Below are 11,820 nucleotides of genomic sequence, written 5' to 3' on the forward strand. Positions count from 1 at the left end.
GCGAGCCCGGTGGTCATCGGGGTCTCCAATTCTGAAAAGGTCAGACAATAGAAAAGGGCCGCGCGAATTGCCCGCGCGACCCTAAAATGTGACTTACATGTCTTTGGCAGCCGCCAAAGGAGCCGTGTCTACAGCATCCGCATAAGTGCCCAGAGCCGATGGGATCGAACCCGCATCAACGAACACGCCTGCCACGCCGGACATGAATTCAGCAGCACCGCCACCGAGCCATTTTTCCGACAGCTGGTCTTCAGCGGATGGGAAGACAAACGTGGCCATAGTGGCCGCGGTTGCGTCTACATCCATGCCAGCGTCTTTTGCGATGACGGGCAGCATTTCTGCCTGAGCCGCCGCACCGGAGTTCCAGCGATCATTCATATCAGCGGTGATCTTGAGGAACTTGGACAGCAGTTCGCCCTCTTCCGCGACGAAGTCAGCAGGTGCCGATGTCACGTCAAACACGAGGATGCCGAGTTCTTCTTTTTCTGCGCCGGTCAGCAGAACGTTGCCGTGGTCCAGCATGGTGCGCAGCGAACCGCCCCAACCACATGCCATATCCAGCGAGCCTTGTGCGAACGCAGGCGCGGATTCGTTTGGCGCCATGTCAACGACTTCCAGCTTCGAGATATCGACACCGAAGTGGTTCATCTGGCTCAGGAAACCGTAGTGAGCAGCGGTGCCGAGTGGCACAGCGACGCGCTTGCCCTCAAGATCCATCACGTTGGATTTGTCAATTTCGAGCGCGGAGGAGACGACGCAGTTGTCGTTCTCAGAGTAGCTCACAGCCACGTCGACCGCCTTGATGTCTTGGCCTGCGGACGCTGCAACCACGAAGGGTGGCACACCTTGGCTGACCGAGATTTGCACGTCGCCGGACGCCATGGCTGCGGACATCGCAGTCCCTGCATCGAACGATACCCAGTTGATTTTGACGCCCATTTCTTCTTCGTAGATGCCGTTGGCTTTGGCATACTGGAATGGCATCGGCCACTCGAGGAAGTAAGCGACTGTGATTTCGCCGCCGTGGCCACCAGCCATAGCAGCCTGAGCACCTGTCAGCATCGCGAGGGCCCCTACGGCACCCATGAGTTTGGATTTCATACGCATAATACGTCTCCCGGTTTTTGCGTTGTTCAGGTCACCCATGGGTCAAGCCCAGACTGCCCTGTTGGATACATTTACAGCATCCTTGGCCGCAGCTTAGGGTTGCTTTGTCGCGAATGGCAATCCCAACATTTGCCAGACAATATTTGGATATATTGCGTAATCACATCTGGCCCTATATCGCCGCCTCACCCTTAGGCAGAGTGCCGAAAACCAAAGCACCTTTTTGACCGGAGTCTTGTCAAATGTCCGTCACTGCCGCACCGCCCTCTGCTATTCCTAACGACATCTCTAGCGTGATCGAGGCCGACCGCGCCCACGTCTGGCACCACCTGCTCCCCCACAAGCCGCTCGAAACAAATGACCCGCGCATTATCGTTGAGGGCAAGGGCATGCGCGTATGGGATGCCACCGGAAAAGAGCATCTGGATGCGGTGTCCGGCGGCGTTTGGACCGTCAACGTTGGCTACGGACGCGAAGAAATTGCGGATGCGGTGCGCGATCAGCTGGTCAAACTGAACTACTTTGCCAACTCCGCAGGTTCGATTCCCGGCGCGCAGTTCGCCGAAATGCTAATCGACAAAATGCCCGGCATGAGCCGCGTATATTACTCGAATTCAGGGTCTGAGGCCAACGAGAAGGTCTTTAAGATGGTCCGCCAGATCAGCCAATTGCGCCACGGCGGCAAGAAATACAAAGTGCTCTACCGCGAACGCGACTATCACGGCACGACCATCACCGCCCTGTCTGCCACCGGGCAGCCGCAGCGCGCCGCGCAATATGGTCCCTACACCCCCGGCTTCGTTGAGGTTCCGCATTGCCTAGAATATCGCAACCAATTCCCCGACGCTGAGGATTACGGCATCGCTGCCGCCAATGCGATCGAAGAGGTCATCTTGCGCGAAGGCCCTGATACCGTTGGTCTTTTGTGCCTAGAGCCGATCACCGCTGGCGGCGGCGTTATCACCCCACCCCCAAGCTACTGGCCCCGTGTTCAGGAAATCTGCAAAAAGTACGACGTGCTACTGCACATCGATGAAGTCGTGTGCGGCGTGGGCCGGACAGGCACATGGTTTGGCTACCAACACTACGGAATCGAACCCGATTTCGTGACCATGGCAAAGGGCGTCGCCTCTGGTTATGCCGCGATTTCGTGCACCGTGACCACCGAAGCCGTGTTTGAAATGTTCAAAGACGATGTGTCGGATCCGCTACACTATTTCCGCGATATCTCGACATTTGGGGGATGTACCGCTGGCCCCGCTGCCGCGATTGCCAACATGAACATCATCGTTCGCGAAAACCTGCTGGAAAACACGATCGCCATGGGCGAGCGGTTCGTAAACAACCTTCGGGGTTTGGCGGAAAAGCACCGTGTGATTGGCGACGTTCGCGGCAAGGGATTGTTCTGCGGGGCAGAATTGGTGGCGGACCGTGCCACCAAGGAACCCGCCGATGAAAAAAAGGTCCAAGCTGTCGTGGCAGACTGCATGGCGCAGGGCTTGATCATCGGAGCAACCAACCGCTCCCTGCCGGGCTTCAACAACACGCTGTGTTTCTCGCCCGCGTTGATCTCGACTGCAGACGACATTGATGAGATCACGGCAGGCGTCGACAAAGCCCTGACCCGCGTGTTCTCCTAAGTCCAAACCTGACCCGCATTGGGTCCAACAAAGGCTCTACCCTTATGTCCAAATTCTGACTAAGGGTAGAGCCACATGTCTATCGCCGTCGAATCCTTTCTGCTCAGCCCCACCAACACCGGCACGCTTCAGCGTCAGGTGCAGGACCTCGTGACCGATGGCATTTTGGGCGGCCGTTTTCGCCCCGGTGATCGGTTGCCCTCCTCCCGGAAACTGGCGACCCACCTCGGCATCAGCCGCATTACCGTGACACTCGCCTACACCGAACTTGTGGCAAACGACTACCTCACCTCACGGGGCCGCTCAGGCTATTTCGTTTCGGATCAGGCCCCCGCACCCGTGGACAGCTTGCCCCCGCCTGCCGGGCCTTCAACGGTGGATTGGTCGCGCACCTTGGGCGGGCGGATCGGCACGTCCCTCACGATTTCGCGGCCCGAAGCATGGCGCGACTACCGCTATCCGTTCATCTACGGCCAGCCCGACCAACGCCTGTTTGACCATCAAAGCTGGCGGCGCTGCGCGATGCAGGCCTTGGGCCGCCGCGATTTCGATGCCCTGACAGCAGACGCCTATGAGGCCGACGACCCAGAGCTGGTCGCCCAGATCATCCGCTTGATCCTTCCCCGCCGGGGGATCGCCGCACGCCCGGATCAGGTCCTGATCACGCTTGGCGCTCAGAACGCGCTGTGGACGGCCACGCAGGTCCTGCTCACGCAACGCCGGACGGCGGCGATGGAGTATCCCTGCTATCCCGTTTTGCGCGATATCCTAACCCAAAGCCGGTGCAACACGACCGAACTGAACGTGGACAACGCAGGCCTACGTCCCGAAAGCATTCCGCCCGAAACAGACGTGTTGTTCACCACCCCCTCGCATCACTGCCCCACGTCTGCGACGCTTCCGCTGGAACGCCGCCGCGCGCTTTTGAAACGGGCGCAGGACGATGATTTCTTGATCGTTGAGGATGACTACGAATTCGAGCTCGGCTTTATGACCCGCCCTGCCCCCGCACTCAAATCGCTCGATACCGAAGGGCGCGTCATCTATATCGGCTCGTTCTCCAAGTCGCTCTTTCCGGGGCTGCGGTTGGGCTACATGGTTGCCGCTGCCCCCGTGATCCGCGAGGCCCGCGCACTGCGGGGGCTGGTGTTGCGCCACCCACCCGGCCACATCCAGCGCTTTGCGGCCTACTACCTGACCCACGGCTACTATGACGCGCAGGTTCAACGCACTGCCCGCGCCTTTCGCGCCCGGCGCGAGGTGCTGGATGAAAGCCTTGCGCGCAATGGGCTAGAACCTGCAGGGCGCAACGGCTTTGGTGGCTCAAGTGTTTGGATGCGCACGCCCGACGGGGTTTCTGCCGATGATCTGGCCGCGCGCCTGCGCGCGCGCTCCGTGCTTATTGAACCGGGTGCGGCCTTTTTCCGGCCCGGCGATGCGCGTGGTCAAAACCACTACAGGCTGGGATATTCGTCCATCGACTCGACCGCCATACCCACCGGCACCGCCCTCATTGCCGAGGAATTGGCTCGCCTACAGCGGTAACGCAGTGGTCGATTTTATCTCTTCCATCGAAAGCAGCGCGGTCACGTTATACACCCGCACCTCTGAGATCAGGGCCTGATAAAACACGTCATAGGCCCGCGCATTCGCGACCCGCACCTTCAGAATATAATCTATCTCCCCGGCCAGCCGGTGCGCCTCAAGCACTTCATCGCGCGCCATCAGCGCCTTCAGGAATTTGGCCTGCCACTCCGCTTCATGCTCGGACGTGCGGATCAGCACGAAAAAACACGCCTCCAACCCCAAGGCATCGGCATCCAAAACCGCAGTGGTCGCCTTGATCACCCTGCCTTCGCGCATTTTGCGGATTCGGTTCCAAACGGGTGTCTTCGACGACCCAATTTTCTTTGCGATTTCATCAAGACTTTGTGAGGCGTCCGCTTGCAGCTCCGCAAGGATTTTCCTGTCTGTCTCATCAAGGCGCATCGCCATTCCGTATTCTCCGCTTTTTCTAAACGCTCATTCCAAATCCCACTAGGATCGGGACGTTGTTCCTTATCTACGCAGGCGCGGTGCAATTAACCAGAACAATGTTCTATATTGATAGGGAACCGAAGAGGCACGCAATGCAACACTTCCCCATCTTTATGGCCGTCGCAGGACGGCGCATCGTTTTATCCGGCGGCGGTGACGCAGCCCTCGCGAAATTGCGCCTTCTGCTCAAGACAGAAGCCAACATATCCGTCTTTGCCGCAGACCCGGCACCCGAGATCGAAACATGGGCCCAGCAAAACCGCCTAACGCTTCATTCCCGCGCCATGGAACCGGGTGACGCCATGTGCGCGGTGCTGTTCTACGCGGCCAACGAAGACGCCGCCGAAGACGCCCGCGTGGCCGATTTGGCCCACCGCGACGGGGCGCGCGTCAACATTGTCGACAACCTCGCGGACAGCCAATTCATCACGCCCGCAATTGTTGACCGCGATCCCGTTGTCGTTGCCATCGGCACAGAGGGCGCCGCCCCGGTTCTGGCCCGTGCGATCAAACGTGACCTAGAGGAAAAACTGCCCGCGCAGCTTGGCACGCTGGCGCGTATTGGCAAAACCTTCCGCCGCGCGGTTGAGGTGCTGCCCTTTGGCAAAGCGCGGCGCGATTTCTGGGCTGAATACTACTTTGACCACGGCCCCAAATCATTGGAACTGGGTGAAGACGCTGTGATCCCAGCTCTCGAAGATCACCTGGCAAATGCCTTGAACAAATCAGAAAAAGTGGGTCACGTTGATCTGGTGGGGGCTGGCCCCGGTGATCCGGACCTCCTGACGCTCAAGGCGCGCAAGGCCTTGGACAAGGCGGATGTCGTCATCCACGACCGCCTCGTGCCGCACACCATACTGGAGCTGGCACGCCGTGAAGCCACCATCATTGACGCAGGCAAAACGGGATTTGGCCCCTCAACGCCGCAGGGCGATATCGACGCCCTTATCGTGGAACACGCGCGCACCGGCGCACATGTCGTGCGCCTCAAAGCGGGCGACGCCACTGTCTTCGGACGCCTCGACGAAGAGCTAGATGCAATTGCCGCCGCGGGTATCAACTACACGATTATTCCCGGCATCACAGCGGCCTCTGCGGCGGTTGCCACCATCGGGCAAAGCCTGACCAAGCGCGGCCGCAATTCTGCGGTGCGCCTGATCACCGGGCACGACACCAAGGGCTACGCTGATCAAGACTGGCGCGCGCTCGCCACCCCCGGCGAGGTTGCCGCTATCTACATGGGCCGCACCGCCGCGCGCTACATCCAAGGTCGCCTGACCATGCACGGCGCAGACCCCGCCACGCCTGTCACCATTGTTGAACACGCCAGCCAGCCCAGCCAGCGCATCCACACCGCCACATTGGGCACGCTGTCCGACACCATGCTGGGCGTCACGGGCCCGGCCCTCACTCTTTACGGCCTCGCGCCACGCGCCGCACTTGATGCGGTCGAAACCCTGCCCCTACAGGAGGTCGCCCAATGACCCGCGCCTTTACTCCCAAAGTCCTCACCGCCAATCACCTGCTTGAAGGTGACGTTGTGTATCTGAGCGCGTCTGGCAAATGGGTGCGTGACCTTGCAGCCGCAGAGGTTTTGACCAACGAGGCCGACGCGCAGATCCGCCTGATTGAGGCGGAGCAACAGGTCGACACCGTTGTTGGCGTGTACTTGGCCGACGTCACGCCCGATGGCCAACCCAAACACTTTCGCGAAGATTTTCGCGCGACAGGGCCATCGAACTACGCCCATGGAAAACAAGCCTCAACCCAAGCGGAGCTGAACTAATGTATCAATACAATGACTTCGACACCGCATTTCTGACGGAACGCAACGCGCAGTTCCGCGCTCAGGTAGAGCGGCGCATCAATGGCTCCCTGACGGAGGACGAATTCAAGCCCTTGCGCCTGATGAATGGCGTCTATCTGCAATTGCACGCCTACATGCTGCGGGTCGCGATCCCTTATGGCACGCTCAACAGCGCGCAAATGGATATGCTGGCCCATTTGGCCGCGAAATATGACAAAGGCTATGGTCACTTCACCACCCGCCAAAACATTCAGTACAACTGGCCAAAACTGCGCGATATTCCCGATATGCTGGACGATCTGGGCACCGTCGGGATGCACGCGATTCAAACCTCGGGCAACACGATCCGCAACGTGACGGCTGACCATTTTGCCGGTGCCGCCGCAGATGAAATCGACGATCCGCGTCCCTACGCAGAACTGCTGCGCCAGTGGTCAACCGATCACCCCGAATTCCAGTTTTTGCCACGCAAATTCAAGATCGCGGTCACCGGGGCAGAGGCTGATCGCGCCGTGATCCGCGCCCATGATATCGGCTTGCAACTGGTCAAGCACGACGGCGAGATCGGTTTCAAAGTCATCGTCGGTGGCGGGCTTGGACGCACACCTATGATCGGCAAGGTCCTGCGCGAGTACCTGCCCATGGCCGACCTGCTCCCTTATTGCGAGGCGATCGTGTCGATCTACAACCGCCTTGGACGTCGTGACAACAAATACAAAGCCCGCATCAAGATCACCGTCCATGAGAACGGGATCGATACGATCCGCGATCAGGTCGAGGCGCGCTTTGCAGAAATCCGCCCCGCCTTTACCGGGGTCGACCAAGAGCTGCTGGCCGAGATCAAGGCCCAGTTCGCCCCGCCAGCATTTAAGACGGCGGAAAATAATGTATACATTAATGCATACGCTAATGATCCCGTCTTTCGGTCGTGGGCAGACACCAACCTGACGGCCCACAAGGTGCCGGGCTATGCCATCGTATCGATCTCGATCAAGAAGCAGGGGAACACACCTGGCGACGCCACCGCAGAACAGATGCGCGCGATGGCAGAGCTGGCCCGCACTTATGGGCATGATGAGTTGCGTATTTCCCATGAGCAAAACGTTATTCTGCCCCATGTCCACCGCGACGACCTGCCCGCGCTGCACGCGACGCTCAAAGAACATGATTTGGCCACATCCAACATCGGTCTGATCTCGGACATCATCGCGTGCCCGGGCATGGATTATTGCGCGCTTGCGACGGCGCGTTCGATCCCTGTCGCCCAGCAAATCGCCAACCGCTTTGATGAATTGAAGCTGGAGCATGACATTGGCGAGCTAAAGATCAAAATCTCGGGCTGCATCAACGCCTGTGGACACCACCACGTGGGCCACATTGGTATTCTGGGGTTGGACCGCGCCGGGGTTGAAAACTATCAGATCACGCTTGGCGGCGATCACACCGAAACCGCTGCGGTTGGCGAACGGGCGGGCCCCGGCTTTGCCTACGATGAAATCGTGCCCGCGATTGAGCGCTTGATTACCGCGTACCTAGATCTGCGCAACGACCCGGACGAGCGTTTCATCGATGCCTACCGGCGCCTTGGCCTCGCGCCATTTAAGGCGGCGCTTTACCCTGCTGTGACTGCGGGGGGCAAAGCCGATGCCGCTTGATTTCGAAGGCCCCATGACCGACCGGGTTGCGGGCCTAAACGCCGCGTATAAACACCATTCGGCCTTTGCCGTACTGTCGCGTGCTTTGACCGATCCGGAGGTGGGCCGCATTGCGTTGGTGTCGTCTTTTGGCGCGGAATCTGTTGTCCTGTTGCACATGCTGTCGGTGATGGACCGCAACACCCCTGTGTTGTTTTTGGAAACCGGGATGCTGTTTCCCGAAACTCTGCGCTACCAACAGGACCTTGCGGCGCACTTGGGCCTGAGCGACGTGCACGTGATCCGGCCAGATACGAATGCCACCTTTGCCCACGACCCAGAGGGCGATCTGCACCAGCGTGACGCCGATGCGTGCTGCGCCTTGCGCAAGACCGCGCCGCTGGATCACGCCTTGGGGAATTTTGACGCGTGGATTACTGGGCGCAAACGCTTTCAATCTGGCGAACGTGCCGCGCTTGAGTTCTTTGAGGCGGGCGATCTGCGCATCAAGGTGAACCCCTTGGCCCATTGGGCGCCTGACGATGTGATGGACTATATGGACAACAACAAATTGCCGCGTCACCCGCTTGTGGCTCAGGGCTATCCGTCCATTGGCTGCGCACCTTGTACGTCGCGGGTTGCACCGGGCGATGACCCACGCTCTGGCCGGTGGCGGGGCAAAGAAAAAACCGAATGCGGTATCCATTTCACAGCGCGCGGCGCTGAACGCGGCACGGCCTCTGGCGCTGTGGTCGCAGGTTAGGACACGACTATGACAAACGTTTTGATCAAAGACACAGGCTTTGTGGCCGATGATTTCACCGGCACGTTTTTGCCCGCAGACGCCCTGCCCGCAAACGATGCCGAACTGGCCGTGGACCTTGGGTCTGATGCGGATCTTACGGTGTTGGATGGCCTGCTGGACCGAGTGACGGCCATTCGCGTGGATTTCCCCAGCTTTGCCGATGGGCGTGGATTTACGATCGCGGCGCAACTGCGCCGGATCGGGTTCACGGGCCGGCTGCGCGCTTATGGCCACGTGATCGCAGACCAATACGCGATGGCGCGGCGGTCTGGCTTTGATGAGGTCGAAATCCCCCAAGCCCTCGCAGAGCGTCAACCCGAACCGGAATGGCTGGCCCGCGCCAACTGGCAGACCCTCAGTTACCAAAATCGTATGCGGGGATAACCTGCGCAAAGGCGCGGCCACCCGCCGCCTTTCCCTAAGACAGTTCAAAGACTATGAGAGAGGCACGCAGTATGTTGCGTGCGATTATACCTATGACCGAGCACAAGCCCTTGACCGATACCGCCACAGCCACCCCCGTTTTGCCCGACGCCCAAACCGTAACGGAGGTAAAGCACTACACTGACCGTTTGTTTTCCTTCAAAGTCGCCCGCCCGCAGAGCATGCGTTTCCGCTCTGGTGAGTTTGTGATGATCGGCTTGATGGGCGAACCGAACCCAAAGACCGGCAAGGCCAAGCCGCTTTTGCGGGCCTATTCGATTGCCTCGCCCAGCTGGGACGAAGAGCTTGAATTTTACTCAATCAAAGTGCCCGATGGGCCGCTGACTTCGCGGCTGCAACACATCACGCCCGGCGATCAGATTATCCTGCGACCCAAGCCTGTGGGCACGCTTGTGCATGATGCGCTGATCCCCGGCAAACGGCTGTGGCTGTTTGCGACGGGCACCGGGTTTGCGCCCTTTGCCTCATTGCTGCGTGAGCCGCAGACTTATGAGGATTTCGACGAAATCATCATCACCCACACCTGCCGCGAAGTGGGCGAGCTGACCTATGGGCGTGACCTGATCGAGGCCCTCAAGGAAGATGAGCTACTTGCAGAAGTCATCGGTGAGGGTTTTTGGCAGAAGATCAAATACTACCCCACGACGACCCGCGAAGAGAGCCCCAAAATGGGCCGTATCACGGACCTGATGAACTCGGGCGAAGCGTTTAAGGACCTTGGCGTTCCCCAACCCACGCCTGAAACGGACCGGGCCATGATCTGTGGCAATCTGGCCTTCAATCTGGAGCTGAAGGCGATGCTTGAAGGCTACGGACTAGAGGAAGGGGCAAACTCAAAACCTGCGCATTACGTGGTTGAGAAAGCCTTCCTAGACTAAGGAACCCAAATCAATTGCGGCGTTCCTGCGACAGGGGCGCCGCAATGTTTCACGAATTAAGTCTCAAATTTACACGGTTTTTGAACGACTCAGAGAGCAATCAATTGTTCGCCCTGAGGATTTCATGACCAAATTTGCATCGCTCATCACTGCCGCAAGCCTCGCCCTTTTTGGCGGGCCGGCCGCAGCATCGACCCTTTCTGCCACGCACACGTTGACACAAGCCGGCACTGTCGGCTCGGTCAGCACGCTTCAGTTCCAAGTGACCCAAGCGGGCCTCTTTGACATTTATACCGACGGGCCGACCATTGATCCTGTGTTGTATTTGATTGCAGATCGCGACGGGAACGGCGCGATTGACGCGACCGATCCCTTGATCGCGAGCAATGATGACAGCTGTCGCGTCGGGTTTCGGTCTTTTTGCAACCGAGCGGGTGCTTGGCATAACTCACTGATCGAGGCGCAAAACCTAAGCCTTGGCAGCTATTTTGCCGTCGTGTCGGATTACTCGTTTTCCCAGTCTGAGGCTCGCAGCGGCATCAATGGACGCTTGGGCGAAACCCAACTGGTGGGCGATGTAACGACCTTTGTGACCTCAGCGCGCTACGGCGCACAGGGCGGCACCGTGGTGCCTGTGTCGGCCGTACCGCTGCCCGCATCGGGCTGGCTGATGCTGGCAACGTTTGCAATGATGGGGGCTGGCGCGGCATCTCGGCGGCACGCACGCGCGGTCTAGGACCTAGACACACCTACTAAGAGGGCGGCTCAGATCAGCCGCCCTCTTGCGTTATGATATTCAAATCACAGGCCAAGTGCTTCTTTTACTTGGGAAACCACACTCTCAACCAACTCGGGATTATTGCGGGCCTCTTCGACTAAGGCTGAAAGCCCGGTCTTTTGCAGGACCCCCAAATCTGAGTTCTCTACCGCATCCAGAATAGCGTCAGCGTCAAACCCATCAGCGGACAAAAGATCCTCCAAACCGCTGGTGTCTGACACGGTATCAGACACGGCGTCCGTCAGATTGCTCGCCGCATCGGATGCAGCCTCTTCTGCGGCCTCTGCGGCGCCCGTCACACTTTCCACTGCGTCATCCACGGCCTCTTGCGCTGTCCCCGCCGCGTCATTTGCCGCGTCAGCCGCGGCATCCGTTGTAGCATCAACCGCGTCTTGCACGGTTTCAGCGGCCTCCTGAGTGGCTTCCGGCGCTGCCGCTGGCGGCGTTTCCTGCACCACCGGGGCGGGTTCCGCGCCTTGGTTGGTTATCTTATCAAGTTGCGTCCAAACCACAGCCCCAACTGCAACAAACACCACCGCAACGGCCCCTACGATCAAACTTCGAGACATCTTCACGCTCCTTTTGACGACCCGAACAGCGGGTCACACCATTTTGAGATGCGGACTTTGAGGGTCTTATGCAAGCCAAGGGCAAACTTCGCGTTTTATCGGCTTGAAGATGCCGGTTTTC

12 protein-coding genes are annotated in these 11,820 nt (G+C 59.0%); 9 read left to right on the forward strand and 3 right to left on the reverse strand.

What is annotated here, in order from left to right; genetic code table 11:
• Positions 1-93: 93 nt before the first annotated feature.
• The gene (locus AC4GMC_RS14895) at positions 94-1,107 is read right to left on the reverse strand and encodes a taurine ABC transporter substrate-binding protein (RefSeq protein ID WP_487877680.1); all 1,014 of its coding nucleotides are present in this window, start codon (positions 1,105-1,107) and stop codon (positions 94-96) included.
• A gap of 242 nt (positions 1,108-1,349) precedes the next feature.
• On the opposite strand from AC4GMC_RS14895, the gene AC4GMC_RS14900 reads away from it, so the two are divergent.
• Entirely contained in the window at positions 1,350-2,747 is a 1,398-nt protein-coding gene (locus AC4GMC_RS14900) for an aminotransferase family protein (RefSeq protein ID WP_487877681.1), read from the forward strand.
• A gap of 75 nt (positions 2,748-2,822) precedes the next feature.
• Positions 2,823-4,292 (forward strand): MocR-like pyridoxine biosynthesis transcription factor PdxR, encoded by a 1,470-nt coding sequence (gene pdxR / locus AC4GMC_RS14905; protein ID WP_487879045.1) that lies wholly within the window; start codon positions 2,823-2,825, stop codon positions 4,290-4,292.
• On the opposite strand, the gene AC4GMC_RS14910 is transcribed toward pdxR, so the two are convergent.
• Positions 4,281-4,742 carry an Lrp/AsnC family transcriptional regulator gene (locus AC4GMC_RS14910; RefSeq protein WP_487878293.1) on the reverse strand — a complete coding sequence of 154 codons (462 nt, stop codon included), beginning with the start codon at positions 4,740-4,742 and terminating at the stop codon, positions 4,281-4,283. The genes pdxR and AC4GMC_RS14910 overlap by 12 nt on opposite strands.
• 134 nt (positions 4,743-4,876) lie before the next feature.
• Here AC4GMC_RS14910 and cysG point away from each other — a divergent pair, with 134 nt between their 5' ends.
• From cysG to AC4GMC_RS14945, 7 genes are all read left to right on the forward strand, one after another.
• Positions 4,877-6,268, forward strand: coding sequence for a siroheme synthase CysG (gene cysG / locus AC4GMC_RS14915; protein ID WP_487878292.1), 1,392 nt, complete (start codon positions 4,877-4,879; stop codon positions 6,266-6,268).
• A complete protein-coding gene (locus tag AC4GMC_RS14920; protein WP_487878291.1) occupies positions 6,265-6,570 on the forward strand; it encodes a DUF2849 domain-containing protein in 306 nt (101 codons plus the stop codon). Before cysG ends, AC4GMC_RS14920 begins: the two co-directional genes overlap by 4 nt.
• A complete protein-coding gene (locus AC4GMC_RS14925; RefSeq protein WP_487878290.1) occupies positions 6,570-8,246 on the forward strand; it encodes a nitrite/sulfite reductase in 1,677 nt (558 codons plus the stop codon). Before AC4GMC_RS14920 ends, AC4GMC_RS14925 begins: the two co-directional genes overlap by 1 nt.
• On the forward strand, positions 8,236-8,988 hold the full coding sequence (locus tag AC4GMC_RS14930; RefSeq protein WP_487879046.1) for a phosphoadenylyl-sulfate reductase: 753 nt from the start codon (positions 8,236-8,238) through the stop codon (positions 8,986-8,988). The genes AC4GMC_RS14925 and AC4GMC_RS14930 overlap by 11 nt, the downstream gene beginning before the upstream one ends.
• 9 nt (positions 8,989-8,997) lie before the next feature.
• A complete protein-coding gene (locus tag AC4GMC_RS14935; RefSeq protein ID WP_487878698.1) occupies positions 8,998-9,414 on the forward strand; it encodes a DUF934 domain-containing protein in 417 nt (138 codons plus the stop codon).
• 71 nt (positions 9,415-9,485) lie between these two features.
• Complete coding sequence (locus AC4GMC_RS14940; protein ID WP_487878697.1) at positions 9,486-10,352, forward strand: ferredoxin--NADP reductase; 867 nt, start codon at positions 9,486-9,488, stop codon at positions 10,350-10,352.
• 124 nt (positions 10,353-10,476) lie between these two features.
• Complete coding sequence (locus tag AC4GMC_RS14945) at positions 10,477-11,088, forward strand: DVUA0089 family protein (protein ID WP_487878696.1); 612 nt, start codon at positions 10,477-10,479, stop codon at positions 11,086-11,088.
• A gap of 65 nt (positions 11,089-11,153) precedes the next feature.
• Here AC4GMC_RS14945 and AC4GMC_RS14950 read toward each other — a convergent pair whose 3' ends face one another.
• On the reverse strand, positions 11,154-11,699 hold the full coding sequence (locus AC4GMC_RS14950) for a hypothetical protein (RefSeq protein ID WP_487878695.1): 546 nt from the start codon (positions 11,697-11,699) through the stop codon (positions 11,154-11,156).
• Positions 11,700-11,820 lie beyond the last annotated feature (121 nt).

The organism is Thalassobacter sp. (genome assembly GCF_982993085.1).

Excerpts from the sequence above, each read along its gene's own strand:
- cysG (WP_487878292.1), top strand. The coding sequence starts at position 4,877 with ATGCAACACTTCCCCATCTTTATGGCCGTCGCAGGACGGCGCATCGTT.
- AC4GMC_RS14930 (WP_487879046.1), top strand. The coding sequence starts at position 8,236 with ATGCCGCTTGATTTCGAAGGCCCCATGACCGACCGGGTTGCGGGCCTA.
- AC4GMC_RS14895 (WP_487877680.1), bottom strand. The coding sequence starts at position 1,107 with ATGCGTATGAAATCCAAACTCATGGGTGCCGTAGGGGCCCTCGCGATG.
- AC4GMC_RS14920 (WP_487878291.1), top strand. The coding sequence starts at position 6,265 with ATGACCCGCGCCTTTACTCCCAAAGTCCTCACCGCCAATCACCTGCTT.
- AC4GMC_RS14940 (WP_487878697.1), top strand. The coding sequence starts at position 9,486 with ATGTTGCGTGCGATTATACCTATGACCGAGCACAAGCCCTTGACCGAT.
- AC4GMC_RS14910 (WP_487878293.1), bottom strand. The coding sequence starts at position 4,742 with ATGGCGATGCGCCTTGATGAGACAGACAGGAAAATCCTTGCGGAGCTG.
- AC4GMC_RS14900 (WP_487877681.1), top strand. The coding sequence starts at position 1,350 with ATGTCCGTCACTGCCGCACCGCCCTCTGCTATTCCTAACGACATCTCT.
- AC4GMC_RS14945 (WP_487878696.1), top strand. The coding sequence starts at position 10,477 with ATGACCAAATTTGCATCGCTCATCACTGCCGCAAGCCTCGCCCTTTTT.
- AC4GMC_RS14935 (WP_487878698.1), top strand. The coding sequence starts at position 8,998 with ATGACAAACGTTTTGATCAAAGACACAGGCTTTGTGGCCGATGATTTC.
- AC4GMC_RS14925 (WP_487878290.1), top strand. The coding sequence starts at position 6,570 with ATGTATCAATACAATGACTTCGACACCGCATTTCTGACGGAACGCAAC.
- AC4GMC_RS14950 (WP_487878695.1), bottom strand. The coding sequence starts at position 11,699 with ATGTCTCGAAGTTTGATCGTAGGGGCCGTTGCGGTGGTGTTTGTTGCA.
- pdxR (WP_487879045.1), top strand. The coding sequence starts at position 2,823 with ATGTCTATCGCCGTCGAATCCTTTCTGCTCAGCCCCACCAACACCGGC.